General features: G+C 72.7%; 22 protein-coding genes and 1 pseudogene. 14 read left to right on the plus strand and 9 right to left on the minus strand.

Annotated features, from left to right (window positions below; genetic code table 11):
• Positions 1-178: 178 nt before the first annotated feature.
• The 5 genes and pseudogenes from ACN9M0_RS36430 to ACN9M0_RS36450 all read left to right on the plus strand — a co-directional run.
• Positions 179-847, plus strand: a pseudogene (locus ACN9M0_RS36430) (nitrate- and nitrite sensing domain-containing protein); the annotation flags it as partial.
• A 58-nt stretch (positions 848-905) separates the two neighbouring features.
• A complete protein-coding gene (locus ACN9M0_RS36435) occupies positions 906-2,816 on the plus strand; it encodes an ATP-binding protein (protein ID WP_426405012.1) in 1,911 nt (636 codons plus the stop codon).
• Complete coding sequence (locus ACN9M0_RS36440) at positions 2,813-3,247, plus strand: roadblock/LC7 domain-containing protein (RefSeq protein ID WP_366039692.1); 435 nt, start codon at positions 2,813-2,815, stop codon at positions 3,245-3,247. Before ACN9M0_RS36435 ends, ACN9M0_RS36440 begins: the two co-directional genes overlap by 4 nt.
• A gap of 13 nt (positions 3,248-3,260) precedes the next feature.
• Complete coding sequence (locus ACN9M0_RS36445) at positions 3,261-3,677, plus strand: DUF742 domain-containing protein (RefSeq protein ID WP_366039691.1); 417 nt, start codon at positions 3,261-3,263, stop codon at positions 3,675-3,677.
• The gene (locus ACN9M0_RS36450) at positions 3,658-4,275 is read left to right on the plus strand and encodes a GTP-binding protein (protein ID WP_366039690.1); all 618 of its coding nucleotides are present in this window, start codon (positions 3,658-3,660) and stop codon (positions 4,273-4,275) included. The genes ACN9M0_RS36445 and ACN9M0_RS36450 overlap by 20 nt, the downstream gene beginning before the upstream one ends.
• Before the next feature lie 82 nt (positions 4,276-4,357).
• Here the strand turns inward: ACN9M0_RS36450 and rph are convergent, their stop codons facing one another.
• Both rph and ACN9M0_RS36460 read right to left on the minus strand, forming a co-directional pair.
• Positions 4,358-6,955 (minus strand): rifamycin-inactivating phosphotransferase, encoded by a 2,598-nt coding sequence (rph, locus tag ACN9M0_RS36455; RefSeq protein ID WP_426405013.1) that lies wholly within the window; start codon positions 6,953-6,955, stop codon positions 4,358-4,360.
• 149 nt (positions 6,956-7,104) lie between these two features.
• Complete coding sequence (locus ACN9M0_RS36460) at positions 7,105-7,530, minus strand: PPOX class F420-dependent oxidoreductase (protein ID WP_366039688.1); 426 nt, start codon at positions 7,528-7,530, stop codon at positions 7,105-7,107.
• Positions 7,531-7,697: 167 nt separating this feature from the next.
• Between ACN9M0_RS36460 and ACN9M0_RS36465 the strand changes: the two genes are divergently transcribed.
• The 5 genes from ACN9M0_RS36465 to ACN9M0_RS36485 all read left to right on the plus strand — a co-directional run bounded on the left by ACN9M0_RS36465 (position 7,698) and on the right by ACN9M0_RS36485 (position 12,467).
• Positions 7,698-8,111: a roadblock/LC7 domain-containing protein gene (locus tag ACN9M0_RS36465; protein WP_366039687.1), complete on the plus strand. Its 414-nt coding sequence runs from the start codon at positions 7,698-7,700 to the stop codon at positions 8,109-8,111.
• A 154-nt stretch (positions 8,112-8,265) separates the two neighbouring features.
• Positions 8,266-9,396: a DUF6397 family protein gene (locus ACN9M0_RS36470; protein WP_426405014.1), complete on the plus strand. Its 1,131-nt coding sequence runs from the start codon at positions 8,266-8,268 to the stop codon at positions 9,394-9,396.
• Between the two features lie 49 nt (positions 9,397-9,445).
• On the plus strand, positions 9,446-10,993 hold the full coding sequence (locus ACN9M0_RS36475) for an ATP-dependent DNA ligase (RefSeq protein ID WP_426405015.1): 1,548 nt from the start codon (positions 9,446-9,448) through the stop codon (positions 10,991-10,993).
• Between the two features lie 51 nt (positions 10,994-11,044).
• Positions 11,045-11,488, plus strand: coding sequence for a hypothetical protein (locus tag ACN9M0_RS36480; RefSeq protein WP_366039684.1), 444 nt, complete (start codon positions 11,045-11,047; stop codon positions 11,486-11,488).
• A 190-nt stretch (positions 11,489-11,678) separates the two neighbouring features.
• Entirely contained in the window at positions 11,679-12,467 is a 789-nt protein-coding gene (locus tag ACN9M0_RS36485; protein ID WP_366039683.1) for a polysaccharide deacetylase family protein, read from the plus strand.
• Between the two features lie 210 nt (positions 12,468-12,677).
• Here the strand turns inward: ACN9M0_RS36485 and ACN9M0_RS36490 are convergent, their stop codons facing one another.
• From ACN9M0_RS36490 to ACN9M0_RS36505, 4 genes are all read right to left on the minus strand, one after another.
• A complete protein-coding gene (locus tag ACN9M0_RS36490) occupies positions 12,678-13,865 on the minus strand; it encodes a globin domain-containing protein (RefSeq protein ID WP_426405016.1) in 1,188 nt (395 codons plus the stop codon).
• Positions 13,866-13,936: 71 nt separating this feature from the next.
• Positions 13,937-14,386 carry an RrF2 family transcriptional regulator gene (locus ACN9M0_RS36495; protein WP_366039681.1) on the minus strand — a complete coding sequence of 150 codons (450 nt, stop codon included), beginning with the start codon at positions 14,384-14,386 and terminating at the stop codon, positions 13,937-13,939.
• Positions 14,387-14,422: 36 nt separating this feature from the next.
• Positions 14,423-15,049: a hypothetical protein gene (locus ACN9M0_RS36500; RefSeq protein ID WP_426405017.1), complete on the minus strand. Its 627-nt coding sequence runs from the start codon at positions 15,047-15,049 to the stop codon at positions 14,423-14,425.
• Between the two features lie 341 nt (positions 15,050-15,390).
• Positions 15,391-15,792 carry an SHOCT domain-containing protein gene (locus ACN9M0_RS36505; protein ID WP_366039678.1) on the minus strand — a complete coding sequence of 134 codons (402 nt, stop codon included), beginning with the start codon at positions 15,790-15,792 and terminating at the stop codon, positions 15,391-15,393.
• A 206-nt stretch (positions 15,793-15,998) separates the two neighbouring features.
• On the opposite strand from ACN9M0_RS36505, the gene ACN9M0_RS36510 reads away from it, so the two are divergent.
• Positions 15,999-16,439, plus strand: coding sequence for a DUF6325 family protein (locus ACN9M0_RS36510; RefSeq protein WP_366039677.1), 441 nt, complete (start codon positions 15,999-16,001; stop codon positions 16,437-16,439).
• A gap of 390 nt (positions 16,440-16,829) precedes the next feature.
• On the opposite strand, the gene ACN9M0_RS36515 is transcribed toward ACN9M0_RS36510, so the two are convergent.
• Complete coding sequence (locus tag ACN9M0_RS36515) at positions 16,830-17,279, minus strand: peroxiredoxin (protein WP_426405018.1); 450 nt, start codon at positions 17,277-17,279, stop codon at positions 16,830-16,832.
• Positions 17,280-17,381: 102 nt separating this feature from the next.
• Positions 17,382-17,975 (minus strand): PadR family transcriptional regulator, encoded by a 594-nt coding sequence (locus ACN9M0_RS36520; RefSeq protein WP_366039675.1) that lies wholly within the window; start codon positions 17,973-17,975, stop codon positions 17,382-17,384.
• A gap of 181 nt (positions 17,976-18,156) precedes the next feature.
• On the opposite strand from ACN9M0_RS36520, the gene ACN9M0_RS36525 reads away from it, so the two are divergent.
• From ACN9M0_RS36525 to ACN9M0_RS36535, 3 genes are all read left to right on the plus strand, one after another.
• A complete protein-coding gene (locus tag ACN9M0_RS36525; protein WP_366039674.1) occupies positions 18,157-18,642 on the plus strand; it encodes an SRPBCC family protein in 486 nt (161 codons plus the stop codon).
• 136 nt (positions 18,643-18,778) lie between these two features.
• Positions 18,779-20,134, plus strand: coding sequence for a L,D-transpeptidase (locus ACN9M0_RS36530; protein ID WP_366039673.1), 1,356 nt, complete (start codon positions 18,779-18,781; stop codon positions 20,132-20,134).
• Positions 20,135-20,213: 79 nt separating this feature from the next.
• Positions 20,214-20,588, plus strand: a complete 375-nt coding sequence (locus ACN9M0_RS36535) for a CU044_2847 family protein (protein ID WP_426405019.1) — start codon at positions 20,214-20,216, stop codon at positions 20,586-20,588.
• Positions 20,589-21,167: 579 nt separating this feature from the next.
• Here the strand turns inward: ACN9M0_RS36535 and ACN9M0_RS36540 are convergent.
• On the minus strand, positions 21,168-21,983 hold the full coding sequence (locus ACN9M0_RS36540) for an ABC transporter permease (RefSeq protein ID WP_366039670.1): 816 nt from the start codon (positions 21,981-21,983) through the stop codon (positions 21,168-21,170).
• Positions 21,984-22,004: the final 21 nt, after the last annotated feature.

The following is a 22,004-nucleotide window of genomic DNA, read 5'->3' on the forward strand; positions in this document are numbered from 1 at the left end:
TGCCCGTCCCGCGTTCCAGGGGCTTCGTCCCCGCACGGTCCGCGCCAAGATCGTCTCGCTCCTGATGGTCCCGGTCGTCTCGCTCCTCGCCCTCTGGGGCTTCGCCACCGTCACCACCGCGCAGGACGTCGCCAGGCTCCGTCAGCTCCAGCGCGTCGACGCCGAGATCCGCGAGCCCATGACGGCCGCGCTCACCGCCCTCCAGGCCGAACGGCGCGCCGCCGTACGGCAGGTCGCGGCGCCCGGAGCCACCCGGGCCGCCGAGCTCAAGGAGCGCATCCGGCGGACGGACGACGCCGTCGGCCGGCTCCGCCTCGACGGCACGCACACCGTCGGCGACACCGGGGACCTGCCCGGCGACGTCGCCGGTCGGGTCAGCGCCTTCGTCGGCAAGGCCGAGGGCCTCGCCCGGCTCCGAACGGCCGCGGCCGACGGGCGCGCCGACTGGGACCAGGTGTACGAGGAGTACACCGACACCATCACCGCCGCCTTCGCGGTGGGCGGCGCCCTCAGCGGCATCCAGGACGCCGAGCAGGGGTCCGACGCGCGCGTACTCCTCGAATTCGGCCGGGCCGCCGAGATGCTGTCCCGCGAGGACGCCCTCCTCACCTCCGCCCACCTCACCGGCCGGCTCACCGCGGACCGGCTCCGCGACTTCACCGGAGCCGTCGAGACCCGGCGTACCCTCACCGCCTCGGCCACCGCCGACCTGCCCGCCGCCGAACGCGCCGCGTGGGCCCGGCTCTCCGCCGGCAGCGACCACGCCCGGCTCACCCGCTCGGAGGACCGGGTCAGTGCCGCGAGCCCGGGCCGCCCCGCCGCCCAGGCGGTCACCTCCACCGAGTGGGACGCCACCCTCGCCTCCGTACGGAGCGGACTCACCGCGATCGAGACCGACGCGCGCGGTGCCGCCGCCGACCGCGCCGACCCCTTCGCCGGCGGCGCCCCTCACCGCGGGCGGCGCGGCCGTCGTACTCGGCCTGGCCGCCGTCGCCGCCTCCCTCGTCATCTCCGTACGGATCGGCCGCGGCCTCGTCGTCGAGCTCGTCAGCCTCCGCAACACCGCCCTCGGCATCGCGCGCCGCAAACTCCCCGCCGCCATGCGCCGGCTCCGCGCGGGCGAGGAGATCGACGTCCAGGCCGAGGCCCCGCCCGGGCCCGCCTCCCAGGACGAGATCGGCCAGGTCGGCGAGGCCCTCACGACCGTCCACCGCGCGGCGCTCTCCGCCGCCGTCGAACGCGCCGAACTCGCCAGCGGCATCTCCGGAGTCTTCGTCAACCTCGCCCGCCGCAGCCAGGTCCTCGTCCACCGCCAGCTCAACCTCCTGGACAGCATGGAACGGCGCGCCGACGACCCCAACGAGCTCGGCGACCTCTTCCGGCTCGACCACCTCACCACCCGCATGCGGCGCCACGCGGAGAGCCTGATCATCCTCTCCGGAGCCGCCCCCGGCCGTGCCTGGCGCATGCCCGTCCCCCTCACCAACGTCGTCCGCGCCGCCGTCTCCGAGATCGAGGACTACGCGCGCGTGGAGGTACGCCGACTCCCCGAGACGGCCGTCGTCGGCGGAGCCGTCGCCGACCTCACCCACCTCCTGGCCGAACTCATCGAGAACGCCGCCCAGTTCTCCCCGCCCCACACCAAGGTGCGGGTCAGCGGCGAACCCGTCGGCAACGGCTACGCGCTGGAGATCGAGGACCGGGGGCTCGGCATGGGCAAGGAGACCCTCGCCGAGGCGAACGCCCGGATCGACCAGTCCGAGGCCCTCGACCTCTTCGACAGCGACCGGCTCGGCCTCTTCGTGGTCAGCCGCCTCTCCTCCCGCCACGACATCAAGGTCCACCTGCGGACCTCCCCCTACGGCGGGACGACCGCCGTCGTCCTGCTCCCGACCGACCTGCTCCAGGGCGCGCTGCCCCCGGGCCGCGGCACATCGGCGACCGGCGCCGACACACCCCACGCCGGAACCCCGCGCGCGGGGAACCCCGGCACACACGCCTCGGGCGGCCCGGGCGTCGGCGACGGGCGGACAGGTGAACGACGCGACGGTCGGACCGGTGACCGCCGCGACGGGGTGCCGCACGGTGACGACGCGCGCGCCGTCCGAGAGCGTGAGGAGGCCCACCGCGCCGAAGCCCGCCGGTTCGGCCGGCCCCAGGTCCCGCCTGCTGCCCCGCAGGTCGGTCCGCCCGCCCCGGCGAGCCCCGCGTTCCCCGGCAACCCGGCCTCGCGCGTCGCGTCCGGACACCGGGCCGCCCCGCAGCCGACGGAAGGGGCGCGACCCGGAGGCGTGCCCCGGCAGACGGACGGATCGCGGCCCCCGGGCCCGTCGCAGTCCCCGCCTGTCTCCCGCCCGCAGCCGTTGGCACGCCCGACCGCTGTGCCCGCACTCGCGGCACGACCGGAGCCCGGAGCCGTCCCCGGACCCTCCTCCGCGGAGGTCACCGAACTGCGCCGCCGCGGCCCCTCCGTACCGCCGCCACCGGGAGAGCAGCCGTCGGCCGCATCGACCGACCGGGCCGAGGCCGAGGGCGCACTGCCCCGTCGCGTCCGGCAGGCGAGTCTCGTCCCGCAGCTGCGCGAGGCACCGGCCCCGGCGCCGGTGTCCGTACCCGCCGCGCCCGGCACGGACTCACGCACTCCGGAGCAGGTCCGGGACCGCATGACGGCGTACCGGGACGGCTGGCAGCGGGGCGGCGGCGCCGCCCCGGGAACCAGGCGCCCCCTCGGCCCGGGTTTCGGAACCGACACGGGGCACGCCCCCGGCCACGGCACCGCCCCTCTCGACCCTCGCTCCGAAGGAGACGACGCATGATCGACCACGAGCGGATCTCACACCACCGGTCCGGCGAACTGGACTGGCTCCTCGACGACCTCGTCATGCGCGTCCGCGAGGTCCGCCACACCGTGGTGCTGTCGAACGACGGACTCGCCGTGGGCGCCTCCAGCGGGCTCAGCCGTGAGGACGCCGAGCACCTGGCCGCCATCGCCTCCGGCTTCCACAGCCTCGCCAAGGGCGCCGGACGCCAGTTCCACACCGGCGGGGTCCGCCAGACGATGGTCGAGATGGACGACGGCTTCCTCTTCGTCGCCGCGGCGGGAGACGGCTCCTGCCTCGCCGTCCTCAGCTCCGTCAGCGCCGACATCGGCCTCATCGCCTACGAGATGGCCCGCCTCGTGAAGCGGGTCGGCGAGCACCTGCACACCCCGCCGCGGCTCACGGTGACCCCGCCGGCCGTCGGCTGACCCGGAGAAGCCCATGAACGACGACAGCACCGGCGACGGCCCGTCCGTGCCGGGCAGTCAGTGGTACGACGCCGAGGCGGGACCGCTCGTACGCCCGTACGCGATGACCGGAGGACGGACCAAGCCGGGTCCCAGCAACGTACGGTTCGACCTCATCGCCCTCGTCGTCGTGGACGACGAGCCGCCCGGACCGGCGGAGGAGTCCCTCCTCGGCCCCGAGCACCGCTCCCTGCTCACCCTGTGCCGGGCCGAGACCCAGTCGGTGGCCGAACTCGCCGCCGACGCCGACCTGCCCGTCGGCGTCGTCCGGGTCCTCCTCGGCGACCTCCTCGAATCGGGCTTCGTGCGCGTCAGCCGGCCCGTACCGCCCGCACAGCTCCCCGACGAAAGAATCCTGAGGGAAGTAATCGATGGTCTACGAGCGCTCTGACAGCAGCGGCGCGGGCGACGGCGCGGACACCACCGCCCTCGCCCTGAAGATTCTGGTCGCCGGCGGATTCGGCGTGGGCAAGACCACCCTCGTCGGCGCGGTCAGCGAGATCCGGCCCCTGCGCACCGAGGAACAGCTCAGCAGGGCCGGTGAACTGGTCGACGACACCGGGGGCGTCGACCAGAAGACCACCACGACCGTCGCCATGGACTTCGGCCGCATCACGATCCGCTCCGGGCTCTCCCTCTACCTCTTCGGCACGCCCGGCCAGGACCGGTTCTGGTTCCTCTGGGACGAGCTGTCGCAGGGCGCCCTGGGGGCCGTCGTCCTCGCCGACACCCGTCGCCTCGAGGACTGCTTCCCGGCGGTCGACTACTTCGAGCACCGGAAGATCCCGTTCGTGGTCGCGGTCAACTGCTTCACGGGAGCGCGTACCTACGGGGCGCACGACGTGTCCCGGGCGCTCGACCTGGACCGCGGCACGCCCGTCGTGCTGTGCGACGCGCGCGACCGGGATTCGGGGAAGGAGGTGCTGATCCGCCTGGTCGAGTACGCAGGGCGCGTACACACCGCCCGGCTCCTGGACACGGTCGGCTGAGGGAGGGACAGGGGCGGTGGGGCGTGGGGCCGGCCCCGGCCGGCTCAGCGGATGGAGCGGCCGAGCCGGCCCGGGCCATGCGTCACGGCAGGATCTCGACGTACCCGTCGGTGCCGTGCACACGGATCCGCTGCCCGTCCCGGATCAGCCGGGTGGCCCCCTCCACGCCCACGACGGCCGGCAAGCCGTACTCCCGGGCGATCACCGCGCCATGGGTCATCAGGCCGCCCACCTCCGTCACCAGGCCCGCGACGCCGACGAACAACGGCGACCAGCTGGGATCCGTGAACGTCGTGACCAGGATGTCGCCCGCTTCGAGGTCGGCCTCGGCCATGTCGAGGATGACGCGGGCCCTTCCCTCGACCGTCCCGGTGGAAACCGGAAGACCGACCAGGGCACCGGCCGGCACGTCGTCGCGCCGGTACGACCCGGTGACGGCCTCGCCGTCCGACGTGAGGACCCGGGGCGGTGTGAGCGCGTGGTACGAACGGAACGCGTCCTTGCGCTGCCGGACGAGCCGGTCGTCCACCTGGTGCGAGCGCACGACGTCGTCGAACTCCTGGAACGTGAGGTAGAAGACGTCCTCCGCCTCGGCGAGCACCCCGGCCCGCACGAGGCGCTCCGCCTCGCCCAGCAGGGCCTGCTTGTAGACGAAGTACCGGCTGACGATGCCGTACTTCGGGTACTCCCGGTACCCGATGAAGGTGCGGACCCGGTCGATCATCCGCTTGGCCTCGTCGGCCTTCGCGTCCCCGTCCGGCAGGGCCCGCAGGCGTGACAGCACGTCCTGTTCCTTCTTCCGCGCCCTCTGCAGTCCTTCCTCGAAGCGCCGCTCGGCGGCGCCCGGCCCGAAGTTCCTGACGTTGTCGAGGATCACGGGCACGAGCGTGGTGGGGCGCTCGCCCCAACGCGGCCTCGTGATGTCGATCTCGCCGACACAGCGCATGCCGTACCGGTCGAGGTACTCCTGGATGGCGTCGCGCGCCTCGCTCCCGCCCGCGAGCTTCGCAAGCTCGTCCAGGAAGCCCTCGTCCCCGACACCCTGCAGAAACGCCACGAGCTCCGGATACGGGCGGATCACGTCCGCCACGTCGAGCAGCGCCAGTCCCATTTCCGACGTGATGTTGTCGGGGGCGGACAGGGTGAGCGTGTCAGCCGCGTTCTTCTCGCCCAGCCACTCCCACAGCTTGTCGTTGAGCCACCACGTGGCCTCCATGCCCGCCATGATCGCCTGGAAGCTCAACGGATCACTGAGCACGCGCTTGTGCTCCTCGAAGGCCTCCCGAAGGAAGTCGAACAGCTCCGGCCCCGTCTTCGTCCGGACGTCGCGCTCCAGTGCCGCGACGGACTCCTCGCTGCGCTCGATCAGCTCGGTGACGATGGCCGGATCGGTCGCGATCGGGACGGAAGCGCCGCCGGCCGGCGGCTTGCCGGGAGCCGCGTCGGGGAGCGACGGGACGAGATCGCCGCGGTCGATGACGGTCTCCAGCGCGTCCCTGGTCAGCGGATCGCCCTTGCCCATGAGGTCCAGCAGACCGGCGCGGCTCGTGGGCGAGGCCAGACGCCGGGTGACGTCGACGAACAGCCGCCCGCCGGCCTCGTGCATCGGCACCATGGCCGTCAGCTGCCACATGGAGAACCCCAGCGGCCTCATGGGGTCGGTCATCATCTGCTGGTGACCGACGGAGACGTAGACGTGATTCTCCTCGTCGTCGGTCTCGGGGATGGGGAACAGCGTCGTGATCGGCCTGCTCTGCACGATCCGGAACTCGTCGTCGACCAGGCACCATTCGATGTCCTGCGGGCGGCCGAAGTACGTTTCGATCCGCCGCCCGAGCTGTACCAGCCGCACGACCTGCGCATCCGTGAGCGCCGGCTGCTCCTGCCGCCGCGCGTCTACCGCGACTTCCTGCGTGCCGCCGGCGGGCAGGGCGTGAACGGCACGCTGTTTGGCGGCGATCGCCTTGGCGACGACTTCGCCGTCCCGCACCGTGAACACGTCCGGGTTCACCAGGCCGGAGACCAGGGCCTCGCCGAGGCCGAAGCCGGCGTCCACGGTGGCGACCTTCCGGTTGCCCGTGACGGGGTCGGCAGTGAACAGGACGCCGGCCGCATGCGGGAAGACCATCCGCTGCACGACCACGGCCATGTGGACCCTACGGTGGTCGATGCCGTTCCGCCGGCGGTAGGTCACGGCCCGCTCGGTGAACAGCGAGGCCCAGCACCGGCTGATGTGCTGGAGGACCGCCGTCGGACCCATGACGTTCAGGTAGGTGTCCTGCTGGCCGGCGAACGAGGCCGTCGGCAGGTCCTCCGCCGTGGCGCTGGACCGGACGGCGTAGGCCTCCTCGTCGCCGAGCCGGGCGAGCGCGCCGGTGATCGCCGACGCGACATCGTCCGGAACCGCGATTCCCTCGATGGTCCTCCGGATCTCGGCGCTGAGCGTACGGATCGCCTCCCGGTCCTCCGGGTCCAGGCGCGACAGCTGATCGAGCTGATCGTCGATCGACGGCGCTTGTGCGAGGGCGCGCCGGAAGGCGTCCGTCGTCACGCAGAAGCCGGCCGGGACCTGGATGCCTTCGATCCGCGACAGCGCGCCCAGGTGCGCGCCCTTGCCACCGACGACCGCGAGCTGGGATTCGTCGATCTCCTGGAGGTCCAACACGTACGGCTCGATCACTGAGGCACCCCTGAGGCAGTCCTGGTTGTGGCTTCGGCCGATGATTCTGCGACACCACCCGGGCCTTGCCACAAGCCCCCCGGTGCGCTATACGTTGAGAGTGGCAGGGAGAGGTCTCCTTGCCTTTTCTCTTTTGCCGCCGTTCGGCCTCAGTCGGCCACGCCGGATTCGGCGATGACCTTCTCGATGCTCACCCGGACCAGGAGTTCACCGGGGACCGCGTTGCGCTCCCCGAACTCCTCCGCCCGGTCCTCCCCCATGTAGCGGGCGCCGATCCGGGCGGCCCAGTGGCGCAACTCGACCGGGTCCTCACTGAGTTCGGCGTGGCCGCGCAGCGAGACGTAGGCGAAGGGCGGGGTGTCGTCGTCGACGCACAGGGACACCCGGCCGTCCCGGGCGAGGTTGCGGCCCTTCACCGTGTCCTTGCCCGTGTTGAACACCAAGTCGTCCCCGTCGAGCAGGAACCAGACCGGCACGACGTGCGGACTGCCGTCGTCGCGCACGGTCGCCAGCTTGCCCGTACGGGTCCCCTCGGACACGAAGGCCCGCCACTGTTCCTCGCTCATCCTCGTCATGCCCCCATCCTGCGGCACGCGCGGGCGTGGTGCGGTGCTTGCCCTGTCCACGACAGTGCGTAAGGCTTGCGGCGATACGCGGACAACTACGGTGCGGACCACGAGGGCCCAGAGGACCACCAGGTTCCTGGCAGTGGGGGACGCACCTGCTAGGGGGAGGACCACTGATGGCGTTGGACAAGGGACTTGACTGGCTCCTGGACGACCTGACCCAGCGGGTCGGATACATACGGCACGCGCTGGTGCTGTCGAACGACGGTCTGGTGACGGGAGCGAGCAGCGGACTCGTACGGGAGGACGCCGAGCACCTCGCGGCGGTCTCCTCCGGCCTGCACAGCCTGGCACGGGGTTCGGGCCGGCACTTCCGGGCGGGGCGCGCACGACAGACGATGGTGGAGTTCGACGACGCGTTGCTCTTCGTGACGGCGGCGGGCGAAGGCAGCTGCCTGTGTGTCCTGAGCGCGGCGGAGGCGGACGTCGGCCAGGTGGCGTACGAGATGACGCTGCTGGTCAACCGTGTCGGCGAGCACCTCGGGGTGGCGGCGCGACAGCCCGGAATCCCGGGCGGCGGCGTGCTCTGACGCTGCTGCCGGGCGGTCGTCCATGCCGCCGGGCGGTTGTCCACAGGCGGTTGTCCACAGGTCGTGCGACCTTCGTCACTCTGCGTTACGTTTTCTTCGTGGGTCCGCGAGGCCCGCGACCCGGAAGACACGGACACAGGGGGAGGGCCGCCGAATGACGGTGGACGAGGGAGCACGCACGGTGACGCCGGGGCGGGCCGCGCAGGAACTGGAACTGAGGCGCGACGAGTTCAGGCTCGCGGTCCAGTTCGGCCTGGTGAGGACGGTGCCGGCCGGCGAGGGAGAGCGGCGGCGGGTCGAGCGGTGCGAGCTCGACCGCCTCAGGGCCGCCCCGGACTTCCCCGCCGGCCTGCGCGAGCGGGTGCGCGCGGTCAACACCGGGGAGGCGGCCGCGCTCCTCGGGATCACCGCCGACCGGTTCACCAGGCTGGCCCGGACGGGGCACCTGAGTCCCGTGCGGTTCTCGCTGAACCGCTACCGGGCGGTGGTGTGGATGTATCTGGCGCAGGAGGTGCTCGAGTTCGGCCTCACCTGTCCCGCCCTCCTCACCGGGCGGCTGCCGCTGGACCTCCGCGAGCGTCTTGCCGCGCACGAGGACCGGCGGCCCAGGAACTGGCGGGCGCGGCGGCTCGGCCTGCTGCTGCGCGCCACCGAGGACCCATGGAGGCGCGCGGCCGCCATCGCCTCCCTCCTCGACCCGGTCCAGGTGGCCGAGGTCGTCGACGATCCGTACGAGCGCACCCACCTCGACCGGCTGCGACCGCCTGCGCCGGGCGGGATGCCGGTGGCGGCGGTCGCGCGGGAGATCGCCGAACGGCTGACGCGGGCCGACGACCCGGACGAGATCCTCTGGCACCGGCTGAGCCTGGCGCTGGCCCTGGACGAGGCACGCGCGGATCGGCAGGCACCCCATGCCGGCGAGACGAGTCGGGTCGGTGTCGGCGCGCGGGTGCCGACGGTACCGACGGTGCCGGCGAAGCTTTCGATGCCCAGGGCTGTGCCGGCTCGCGCGCTGCCGGTCCGAGGGCTGCCTGCCGGAGGGCTGCCTGTCGGCGGGCTGCCGGTCCGCGCGGTGCCGGCTCCGGTGGCAGCGGCTTCGGCTGTACCGGTTCCCGTGGTGCCAGAGCCCGTTCCGACGGCGGCGGGTCCGGCGGGTCGGCCTGTGGTGACCGGCCGTCCGCCGGGCCGTTCGGTGCGGGGGAGGCTTCTGGAGCGGCTGCGCCGGGGGAGGGCGACGGGTGCGGCGCGGCCCCGGCGGCGGAGGCGGCCGGTGGCCTGGCCCTGACGTGGCGCTCGGACGTGCGGTGAGGGCGGGGTGTGGAGAGGATGGGCGCATGCTGCTGGCGCGTGTCGCGGAAGTGTCCCGGGAGGTCGCCGCCACCTCGGCGCGCTCGCGCAAGATCGCGCTGTTGGCGGAGCTGTTCGCGGAGGCCGGGCCCGAGGAGAGCCCGCTCGTCATCGCCTACCTGTCCGGGCGGCTGCCACAGGGGCGGATCGGGGTCGGGTGGAGCATCCTCAAGGACGTCATCCCGCCGGCCGTACCGCCCGCCGGGCTACCGGACCTCACGCTCGGGCAGGTCGACGAGGCGATGGCGGAGCTCGCCGCCGTGTCCGGCGCCGGAGCCCGTGCCGAGCGGACCCGGCTCGTGCACGCGCTGTTGGCGGCCGCGACCCAGGACGAACAGGAGCTCTTGCTGCGGTTGCTGGCCGGTGAGGTACGGCAGGGGGCTCTCGACGCCGTGGCCCTGGAGGGTGTCGCCCGGGCCGCCGGGGTGCCGGCCGGCGAACTGCGGCGCGCCGTGATGCTCGAAGGCTCGCTGCCCCCGGTCGCCCAGGCCGTCCTGGCCGAGGGAGCCTCCGCGCTGGAGCGGTTCACCCTGCGGGTCGGCATCCCGGTGCAGCCGATGCTGGCGCACACCGCCGCGTCCGTCGCCGAGGCGATCGCCGACCTGGGGTCGTGCGCCGTCGAGGAGAAGCTCGACGGGATCCGCATCCAGGTGCATCGGCGCGGCGACGACGTCCGGGTGTACACGCGCTCGCTCGACGACATCACCGACCGCCTCCCCGAGGTGGTCGCGACCGCCCGCGCGGTCGCCGCCGACGCGTTCATCCTCGACGGCGAGGTCATCGCCGTCGACCCGGGAACGGGGCGCCCCGTGTCCTTCCAGTCGATCGCCGGCCGGGTCGGCTCCCGCGCCGACGTGGCCGGTGCGCATGCCGCCCTTCCGCTCACGCCCGTCTTCTTCGATGTCCTCGCGGTGGCGGGTGAAGGCCTGATCGACCGGCCGGGCCTGGAGCGTCACGCCGTCCTCGCCCGTCTGCTGCCGGAGTCGCAACGGGTCCGCCGTACGGTCGTCACCGACCCGACCGATCCCGGGCAGACCGAGGCCGCCGAGCGGTTCTACGCGGACACCCTGGCCCGTGGACACGAAGGCGTCCTCGTCAAGGCGTTGGAGGCGGCCTACGTGGCCGGCCGCAGGGGACGCACCTGGCTGAAGGTGAAGCCCGTCCACACCGTCGATCTCGTCGTGCTCGCCGTGGAACGGGGCCACGGCCGACGGACCGGGCTGCTCTCCAACCTCCACCTCGGCGCACGGACCGCCGACGGCGGCTTCGTCATGCTCGGGAAGACCTTCAAGGGACTCACGGACGAGATGCTGCGCTGGCAGACCGAGCGGCTGGGCGAACTCGCCGTGTCGGACGACGGATTCACCGTACGCGTACGGCCCGAGCTCGTGGTGGAGATCGCGTACGACGGACTCCAGGCCTCGACGCGTTATCCGGCGGGAGTCACGCTCCGCTTCGCCCGGGTCGTACGGCACCGCCCGGACAAACGGGCCTCGGAGGCCGACACCGTCGAGCGGATCACCGAAGGGCGCTGAGCACGGGCGACGGGCCTCGCGGGGCGGCCTTCCGAGAGGGATGCTGGAGACGTGGCACGACGAGCGCCCGGTACGAGGAGCGCGTGGCACCACGAGCGGCCGGCGGGCCGCGAGGAGATGAGCGACGTGTACGACTTGCACATCGACACCGACGTCACCGTGCAGCTCAGTGACTGCTGCAAGGAGGACGCCCAGGCCGTGTTCGGCGTCCTCGACCGGTTCTACCAGCTGGAGGACATGGAGACGGTAAGCCCGCAGGCCGCCACAGGACCGGCCCCCACCGTCTGGACCGCCACGTTCGACACGGCCGGCGGACGGCACGAGGACGTGGGCCCCACCCACCTGTCCGCATTGGTGGGAGCGACACTCACCGGTGGCTACCGAGCCGTCGACGAGGTCGAGAAGGTGCTCGCCACCGGCTTCGACATCCAGTCGCTGCAGTCCGTCTCCGGTGACCAGGAGACAGAGGCCCGGTTGTTGCTCGCGTCCCGCTGAGCGGAAGGCCTGGACGCTCCGGGCGGCGCGGACGGGCGCCGCCCGGGGTTCTCGTGTGCCCGTGAACGGTCGAAGGACCCCGCTGACATCCCCGGTATACACCGTATGTAGAGTGCCTTCCGGTCGTGTGCACCGCCCTGACCAGCGGTGACGGCCGTACCGAAGACACCACGGGGAAAGCGGGTCCACCATGTTCCGATCCAGGCCTGGCCGACGCGGGGCGACGACCGCGGCTCTGCTCGTCGCAGCGTCGCTGATGCTGACGCTGGGTGGCTGCGGAGTCGACCCGGTCACCCCGCAGGACGCCCGGGCAGAGGCCGGAACGGACGACAAGGCGGGTGCCGCCGCGCGCCGCGTCGACTGCGCCAAGGTCAAGTGCATCGCCCTGACCTTCGATGCGGGCCCCGGCAAGGACACCCCCCATCTCCTCGACGTCCTCAAGGAGAAGCAGGTCCCCGCCACCTTCTTCCTCCTCGGGAGCAAGCACGTCGACCGCTACCCCCAGGTGGTCAAACGCATCTCCGACGAGGGTCACGAGGTCGCCAATCACACCTGGTCGCACCGGATCCTGACGGACCTCGACGAGTCCGAGGTCCGCGAGGAGCTGTCGCGGACCCAGGACGCCATCGAGAAGATCACCGGTCGGAAGCCCACGCTCATGCGCCCGCCGCAGGGCCGCACCGACGGCACGGTGTCGGACGTCAGCCGCGAGCTCGGACTCGCGCAGGTCCTGTGGAGCATCACGGCCAAGGACTACTCCACCACCGACTCGGCGCTCATACGGCAGCGCGTTCTGGAGAACGCGCACCGCGACGGGATCATCCTGCTCCACGACATCTACGACGGGACGGTCCCGGCCGTGCCGTCGATCATCGACGAGCTCAAGCGGCGGGGGTTCACGTTCGTGACGGTTCCGGAGCTCCTCGCCCCCGGGAAGGCCGAGCCCGGCACCGTCTACCGCCCCGAGAAGGACGACTGAGACCTGCCGAAACCGGGTGAGGTGACTCACATCGCCCACCCGGGATTCCCCGGAACATTCCGGAAAGGTTTACCGTTCATACGTATGTGACTGCGAAGGGGTCCGGTCCCCAAGGTCCCCCCCAGAGGTGACCGCCCTTCGTCCGTCACGGCGATCGGCCCCGGTTGGAATCCCCCGTCCAACCGGGGCTCTGTCGTTCCCCGGGGCGGGTCAGCCCTCGGTGCCGAGCCAGAGGTCGGGACCGAACACCTCGTAGTGGATGTCGGCCGCGGCGGTGCCCCGGCCGATCAGGTCGCCGCGCACCGCGCGCAGGAAGGGTAGCGGCCCGCACAGGTACGCGGTGGTGCCCGCCGGCGGCTCGACGAGCGTGACGTCCGCGAGGCCGGGGCGGGCATCGGAGTCACCCGGCTCCTCGTACCAGAGGTGCAGCGTGCCCTGCGGCAGCGCGTCCACGAGTCGGCGCAGCTCGTCGGCGTGGGCGTGGGACGCGGGGGTGCGGTCGGCGTGCACGACGACGACCGGGCGGGTCGACCCGGTGGCGGCCAGGTGGTTCAGCATCGACAGCATCGGGGTGCTGCCGATCCCGGCGGAAGCGAGCAGCAGGGGGCTCTCGCCCTCGGGCAGGACCAGGTCGCCGAACGGGGCCGAGACCTCCACGGTGTCGCCCGCGGCGGCGTGCGCGTGCAGCCAGGAGGAGACCTCGCCCGCCGGGTCGCCGTCGACCCGCTTCACCGTGACCCGCCACTGCGGGTCTCCGGGGGCGGCGGACAGGCTGTACTGGCGGATCTGCCGGGCTCCGTCGGGCAGGGCGACCCGGACGCTCACGTACTGGCCCGGCCGGAAGGGGGTCGTGGGGGTCCCGTCGGCCGAGCGCAGGACGAAGGACACCGCGTCGGCCGTCTCCTCCCGCCGCTCGGCGATCTCCATCGACCGCCAGACCTCGCCCTCGGCCACCCCCGCCTCCTGGTAGAGGCGGGCTTCCACGGCGATCAGCGCGTTGGCCATCAGCCAGTAGACCTCGTCCCAGGCCTGCGCGACCTCGGGGGTCACCGCGTCGCCGAGGACCTCCACGATCGCGGCGAAGAGGTGCTCGTGCACGGTCTTGTACTGCTCGGAGGTGACGCCGAGCGAGGCGTGCTTGTGCGCGATCCGGGACAGCATGGCGTCGGGGCGGCTGTCGGGGTTCTCCAGGAGCGCGACGGCGAAGGCCGCTATGGAGCCGGCGAGCGCCTTCCGCTGCTCGCCGTTGGCCTGGTTGCCCCGGTTGAACAGGTCGCGCAGGAGCTCGGGGTGGGCGGCGAAGAGGCGCCCGTAGAAGCGCTCGGTGATCTCGTCGAGCGCGCCGCCGACGGCGGGCAGGGTGGCGCGGACGACCGGGACGGCCTGCTCGGACAGCATGGGAACTCGCAATCTGGTAGATGATCTACGTATTTAAAGGTGTGCGGATGCTCCCGGGGGAGCGGGCACGGTCAGGGGGATCCCGCGGGGCGTGGGCTGAGGGTGAGCAGCAGCGGACCGGTCGGCGAGCTCACGAGCTCCGCGACGGTCAGCGGGTCGAGCGCGCGGTAGAAGGCCTCCTGCGCCTCGCGCAGCGCTCCGCGCAGTCGGCACGCGGTGCGCAGCGGGCAGGGCGGATCGCCCTCGCAGGCGACGACCTCCTCCTCGCCCTCGAGGGTCCGGGCCAGCCAGCCCACCGAAGAGCGCCGCCCCAGCTCCGTCAGGGCGAGCCCGCCGCCACGGCCGCGCCGCGCCTCGACCACGCCGAGGTGCTGCAGCCGGGTGACCACCTTCGCCATGTGGGCGTAGGGCACGTCCATCGACTCCGCCACCTCGCGGGTGGTGACGGACTCTTCCGGTGCGGTGACCGCCAGGCGCATCACGGCACGGAGCGCCAGGTCGGTGAACTTCGTCAGCCTCACGTCCCGACCGTATCAAAGAGGTATCTCGCGTACGTATTAAGGGGGTGGTTCTCGTCGCCGGCGCCGCCGCCACAGCCACCAGCCGCCCGTGAACAGGCAGCTGGCGATCAGCACGATCCCGGCGACGGGCCACCGTCCGCCCGCGATCCGGGTGTCCGTGGCGACGACCATGAAGAGGGCGACGGCCGGCAGCAGGACCGATACCAGCGCCCGCAGCCCTGCCACGGCCACGGCCGGGTCGACCCGCACGCCGCGCGGGGAGCGCAGGTCGCGCGTGCCGACGTAGAAGACGGTGGCGCGGTCGGTCAGCCGGTTCGTGGCGCGGTTGTACGCGACGGCCATGTACGGCAGCCAGACGAGCGGGGCCACCAGGCCGACGAGGAAGACCGAGGCCACGAGTGCCCACTGGCCGATCCGGGCCCAACGGCCGAGGCGTGCCTCGGACGGCGTGAGCAGACCGAGCAGCCGGGCCATGCGCAGCACCAGGCCCCGGAGCGCGGCCACGCGCCCGCCTACGTCCCCCGCTCGGGGCCTGTCCGGGGCGGCGGCGAGAGCGGCCCGGGCCGCCGCGGTGTCCTCGTACACCCCTTGCAGGACGAGCAGTTCGGCCGCGCGTTCCGGATCCGTGGTGTCGAGCCCCTCGGTGGCGGCGAGTTCGAGCACGATGCGCACCTGGGAGAGGAGGGCGCCGCAGAACGCGACGGGGATGAGGAGCAGGAACGGACCTCCGACGAAGGAGCCCTCCGCCGTGACCCTCCGCCGCCCGCGGCTGACGACGAGGGCCCGCAGAGCCGTCGCGTCGGCCTCGGGATGCGCCGCACGGAGGCGCTCGACCGCGGGCCCCGCCCCCGGGCCGAGGCGGCGCAGGGCGAAGGAGGCGAGCGCCTCCGGGAGCCTCCCGGGTTCCGCCGCGACCTCTCGCAGCAGGGACCCCGGGAGCCCGGCGTCGCGCCCGCCTCCCTCCGCACGCGCCTGGCGCTGCCGCGCCCGCCGCCTTCGGAGCCTCAGGACAGGACCTTGGCCTTGGCCTTCTCGAACTCCTCGGCCGTGATGGCGCCCTTGTCCTTGAGGTCGGAGAGCCGGGCCAGTTCGTCGGTGGGGCTGCCGCCACCGGCGCCCTGCGTTCCGGCCGTCTTGCGGATGTACTCCTGGAACGCGGCCTCACTCTCCTTGGCCTGCTTGACGTCCCGCTGGCCCATGCTCTTGCCGCGCGCGATGACGTACACCAGCACGCCGATGTACGGGAGCAGGATGCAGAAGATCAGCCAGCCGGCCTTGCCCCAGCCGCTGAGGGAGTGATCCCGGAAGATGTCGGTGATCACCTTGAACAGCAGGAACAGCCACATGATCCAGATGAAGAACCACAGCATGGTCCAGAAGACGTTGAGGAGGGGGTAGTCGTCCATTCCTGCACACTCCGTTCCCACGCAGGCCGGGGGAGGCCTGGCGATGCAGCGAGTCTCGCCCAGCCCCCACGGGTCCGCATGTCGTGACGGCTCCGCGTGCGGGCCGCGCGCGGCCGTGCTCGGATGGAGCCCGCGGACCGTCGCCGGAGCCGGCACCACGCGCCCGAGCGGGGCCGCGCACCGCGAGAGGAACGGAACGGAGCACCATGGGCCCGGTGGAATGTGTCGTGCTCGCCTTCCCGGGAGAGCGGCTGAAAGTAGCGGCGGTGACCGCCATCGCGGAACTGCGCAGGGCCGGACAGGTACGGCTGATCGACTCGCTCGTCGTCGTCAAGTCCGTCACCGGCGAGGTGTCCACCTCCGAACTCGTCGAGTACGAGGAGTACGACGAGGCCACCGCCGAGATCGGACCCGAGGCGAACCTGCTCGGCCCCGAGGACGCGGCCGAGGCTGCCGAGACGCTCGAACCGGGCTCGTGCGCGCTGATGCTGCTCGTCGAGCACGTCTGGGCCGCGCGGGCGGTGGACGCGATCCGTGAGGCCGGCGGCCGGATCGCCGGGAGCGTGCGCGTACCGCCCGACCATGTCGAACAGGCGCGGCACACCTACCGCGAGGCCGCGGCCGCCGTCGCGGTCGGAAGGGGCTGAACGATGTTCCTGCGGCGACGCCCACTCGTACGGCCGGTCGTCCGGCCCGTCGGCGCGCCCCTGCTGCGCGGCGCCCTCGTGGGCGGCGCGGCCCACGCGGAGGGCCGCAGCTCCGCCCGTGCCGCGTGCCGCGAGGAGGACCAGGAGCAGGCCATCGCCGAACTCCAGGCCCAGCACAGCCCCCGGCACCCCCTCCGCCGGCGCCGAGCGCACCACCGGCGGCCGCCGCGCCGCCCGCCTCCGGCGGTGCACCGTCGATCACCGACCAGCCGGCCCGGCTCGGCGAGCTCGCCCAGCAGGGCCTGCTCACGCCCGAGGAGTGCGCGGCGGCCAAGGCCGAACTGCTCGGCGTCTGAACGATTGCCCGGCAGCGCGGCAGGTCCGACCTGGTCAGGCGCGGCGCAGGGCGGCCAGTGCGCGGTCCGCGTGGGCGCTCATCCGCAACTCGCTGCGGACGACCTCCCGGATCCGCCGGTCCTGGCCGATCACGAAGGTGACCCGCTTCGTCGGCGCGAGCGAGAACCCGCGCTTCACGCCGAACCGTTCCCGCACGGCACCGTCCGGGTCGGACAGCAGGGGGTAGCCGAGCGAGTGCCGCTCCGCGAACTCCTGCTGCCGCGCCACGTCGTCGGAGCTGATGCCGACGGGCGTCGCGCCGACGGCGTGGAACTCGGCCGCGAGGTCACGGAAGTGACAGGCCTCGGCCGTGCACCCCGGGGTGAGGGCCGCCGGGTAGAAGAAGAGGACGACCGGCCCTTCGGCGAGCAGGCCGGTCAGCGAGCGCGCGGCGCCCGTCTCGTCCGGAAGGCTGAAGTCCTCGACGAGGTCACCGACGTTCATTGCAGGCCCGTCCCCGATCCGTCCCTGTGGCGCCACCGGTGCCTCCGGTGGCCGGCCGGTGACGTTACCGCAGAGTAGAACCGGCGTCACCCCTGGGGTCGATCAGGCCGGGCTCGCGACGCCGGGTGCTGCCGCGCCCCGTGCGGCGACGCGTCGGTCGAGCACGGCGAGGGCCCGCTCGCCCCAGCGCAGGTTCTCCTCCTCGAAGAACCGGCCGCGCATCAACGTGAGATACGGACCGACCCGCTCCGCCTCGTCCAGGTACGTGTCCTCGTCCCTGCCGCCCAGCATCCGTTCCCGCAGCCGGTCGTAACGCGCCAGCTTCGCCCGGGCCGTCTCCATCCGCTGGGCCACGAACGCGCGGACAGCCGTGGTGTCGCCCTCGTCGCAGGCCTGCACCTGCACCATCAGCTCGTCACGGATGGCACCCAGGCGCGGCGGCGTCGCCGTGTAGGCGACCAGATCCTGCCTGCCCGGCTCCGTGAGGCTGAACATCCGCTTGTTGGGGCGCCGTTCCTGCTCCACCACACGGGCCGTGATCAGACCGGCCCCGGCGAGCCGCTCCAGCTCGCGGTAGAGCTGCTGCGGGGTGGCGGCCCAGAAGTTGGCGACGGACACGTCGAAGATCTTGGCCAGGTCGTATCCGGAGGCCTCGCCCTCCAGGAGAGCTGCGAGGACGGCGTGCTTGAGCGACATACCGGCACGCTAGCAGCACGTTGATTAATTTCCTCCGCACCTATTCAACCGCTCCAGCATCCAGGGACCGGACACCCTCCTTCGGGGGCCGGACGGGGGTACTTCGCTGGCACGTCCGTCCGGCGCCTGCCTAGGCTGGAGAGGGGCAGGCCGCGGGGGAGCAGATCCGAGGGGCAGCGCGATGGACAGCGACACGTTCGTCTACACCACCTACATCCGGACGACCCCCGAGGAGCTCTGGCAGGCGCTCACCGACCCGGAGCTCACCCGCCGCTACTGGGGCGTCGCCTTCGAGACGGAGTGGACCCCGGGCGCGTCGATGGTCTGGGACGAGGGCGGACGGAGGACCGAGGACCCCGAGCAGGTCGTCCTCGCGGCCGAGCCGGGCCGCCTCCTCTCGTACACCTGGCACACCTTCACCCCGGCCTGGGCGGAGGCCGTCCGCCTCGAACAGGAGGTGTACGCGAGCCTCGCCCGCGAGCGCCGGTCCCGGGTGACCTTCGTGATCGAACCGTCCGGCGACATGGTCAAGCTCACGGTCACCCATGGCGACCTGGAGCCCGACGGAACCATCAAGGGACTGATCGGCGAGGGCTGGCCCGCGCTGATCTCCAGCCTCAAGTCCCTTCTGGAGACGGGTGAGGAACTTCCGGAGCCGGCCCGCTGACCCATTCGAGTCGTCTCGCCCCCCAGTCCGCCGCCACGCCCGGCGTCTTGATCATCTTTTTCTCCTCTCATCCGTTTTGATGCTGCGGTCGGCACCGTCCGCCGACGTCACCGCACGGAAGGGGAGGATGTCCGACGTGTCGTCACGCAGATACGCACGGGGATGGGGGGCGCTCTCCCTGGCCGTCGGGGCCGTCCTCGTCAGTACGGCGGCCCAGTCGCCGGACCCGGACCCCGAACGCGAGCGGCGCTCCGCCGCCCGGGACTCCACCACCGTCGTCTCGGTGGACGGCTGTGTCGCCGCCGGAAGCCTCTGCACCGCGCCCCGCCACGCGGTCGCGCTCGGCGGCGACCGCGTCCTCACGGGCCCGCCGTTCGCCCTCGGCCCGAAGGAGTCCGGGCACGTGGAGCTCGCGCTCCGCACCCCCGGGGTACTCGCCGACGTCAACGTCACGGACCAGCGCGGCCGTCGGATCGCCGGAGCACAGAGCGCGGACCACACCCGGTGGACCAGCGCCGCACCCCTGCCGGCCGGCGCCCGGTACGCCGCCCGGCTCGTCGTCGACGGATCGGGGGCGGGCGGCCCGCGCCGCGCCCGCGTCGACTTCCGGACCGCTCCGGCTCCCGCAGGGGACCGGCTCACCGTCGCCTTCGGGCCGGAGGACGGTGGCACGTACGGGGTCGGGATGCCGGTCACCGCCGAGCTCAGCCGTCCCGTACCGGCCGATGATCCAGGCGCCCGCCGCCTCGTGGAACAGGCGCTCGACGTGCGGTCCGAACCCCACGTCGACGGTGCCTGGTACTGGGTCGACTCCTCCACCCTCCACTACCGGCCCCGCACGTACTGGCCGTCCCGCGCCACGGTCCGCGTCCACAGCGGCCTCGACGGGGCCCGTATCGGCGGTGGCCTCCTCGGCGGCCCCTCACGCCCCCTCACCTTCACCACCGGCGACCGGATCGAGGCCGTCACCGACGTCTCCGCCCATGCGATGACCGTGTTCCGTGACGGACAGCTCCTGCGGACCGTCCCGGTCACCACCGGCAAGGCCGGCTACCGCACCAGAGGCGGCATCAAGGTCGTCCTCGGCAAGGAGCCCCTCGTCCGCATGCGCGGCGACTCCATCGGCATCGCCCGCCGCAGCACCGACTTCTACGACCTCAAGGTCCGCTGGGCCACCCGGGTGACCTGGAGCGGCGAATACCTGCACGCCGCGCCGTGGTCGCTCGACTCCCAGGGCAGCGAGGACGTCAGCCACGGCTGTACGGGGATGAGCACCGAGGACGCCGCCTGGTTCTTCGGCACCGTGCGCGAGGGGGACCTCGTACGGGTCGTCAACGGGTACGGCGAGCTCATGACGCCCTTCGGCAACGGCTTCGGCGACTGGAACGTCAGCTGGCCCGAGTGGCTGCGGGGCAGCGCCCTCGCCCCCGAGGCCACCGGCTCCGCGGCCGGGTCCGCGTCCGCCGCAGGCGCGCTGAACCCGACACTCTGAACGGCCCGATCCGGGTCTCCCGCACAGCCTTCGGTGATACTGACGTCCTGCCCGTTCCCGCCGACCGTACGGAGCTTCGATGCCGGACATCACCAAGGTCGAGGTCGGGAACGCGACGCTCTTCGTGGAGGCGCGACACCTCGGGCCCGGCTCGGACCTCGACCGCACCGACTTCGACGGCACCGGCCTCGACCGTGCCGCTCTCGAAGGGCCCGACGCGGAGCTCGAAGGGCTCGGCGGCCGCCTCCCCGACCTCGCCGGCGTCACCGAGGCCCTCACCTCCTTCGCCGGACAGATCGGCGAGGCGCTCCACCGGGCGGACCCGGACCGCGCGACCGTCGAGTTCGGCTGCCAGCTCGGCCTGGACGCGGGCAAGCTCACCGCGCTGGTCGTCCAGGGCAGCGCGAACGCGAGCCTGCGCGTGACCCTCGAATGGGTGAAGTCGCCCCGCTGACCGATCAGCGGCCGGGTCCGGGCTCCGCCGGCTCCGGGCGCGTCCTCCGCCGCGGGCGGCGGCGTCGCGGGGGCGGGTTCGCCGAGACCCAGCCGTGGCCGCCGCTGGAGCCCGGCACCCACGAGCACGCCCAGGGCGATCGACGCCACCGTGATGATCATCGTCACCAGGCTGTCCGGACCGCCGGCCGTGTCGCCCTGCACGATGATCTCCGAGACGCTGGCGAGGCCGACAGCGCCGGGCACGAGAAGCCAGAAGCAGGCAGGAACACCAATTGGTCCGGGGTGTGCGAGCGCCGCTCGACCCAGGTCGCCATCGGGGGCAGGAGCATGCCCGCCGCGAAGGCACCGAAGGTCGGCCCGGCGAACTCCGTCGCCGAGCTCGCACAGCAACGCGGCCAGGTCCCGCAGCCGTTCGCGCCCGGCGCTGTCGGCCTCCGGCACGGTGACCGTGTCTCCGCCGCGCCGCCGTGGCCTCAGCGCGGCGGCCCACCGGGCGAGGGCACGCACGTCAAGACGGGGCAAAGGCGCATTCGGAAAAGCTGGCAGGATGGGGATGGTCCTGCGGTCCTGGCGCCCCTCACACCCGTCCGCCGCCCGGCGTGTCCGAGGAGAGCCGCTGCGCCGCGTAGATCGGCACCACCGACAGCAGCACGAGCGCCGCCGCCACCACGTTCACCACCGGGGCCTGCTGAGGGCGGGTCATGTTGTCGAAGATCCACACCGGCAGGGTCTGCACCCCGGGGCCCGCCGTGAACGTCGTCACCACGATCTCGTCGAAGGACAGCGCGAAGGCGAGCAGCCCGCCCGCGAGCAGCGCCGAGCGCAGCAGCGGGAAGGTGATGTCCCAGAAGACGCGGAACGTGTGCGCCCCCAGGTCCATCGCCGCCTCCTCGTACGAACCGGGCAGCCGTCGCAGCCTCGCCACCACGTTGTTGAAGACGACCACGATGCAGAAGGTCGCGTGGCCCACGACCACGGTGAACATCCCGAGGCCCACGCCGAGCGGTTGCAGGACCGTGCCGAAGGCCGAGTTGAGCGCGATGCCCGTGACGATGCCGGGCAGCGCGATCGGCAGCACGACCGCGAACGAGACGGCCTCCCGCCCGAAGAAGGAGTACCGCTGCACCGCGAAGGCGATGAGCGTGCCGAGCACCAGCGCCACCGCCGTCGCCGCGAGCCCTGCCTGGACCGAGGTCCACAGCGCCGCGCGGGCGCCCTCGTTGTCCCAGGCCGCCGCCCACCAGTCGAGCGTGAGGCCGGGCGGCGGCCAGCTCGCCGAACGGTCCGGGTTGAACGAGCCGAGCAGGACGAGCAGCAGCGGCAGATAGATCGCGGCGAAGCCGAGAGCGGCCGCGGTGCGCAGCGCGATCCGCGCGGGACGGGAGAGGTTCATCGGTCGCGGTCCTTCCGGCCG

Origin of the sequence: Streptomyces sp. R-07, from assembly GCF_049913175.1 — a bacterium.
Taxonomy (GTDB): Bacteria; Actinomycetota; Actinomycetes; order Streptomycetales; family Streptomycetaceae; genus Streptomyces.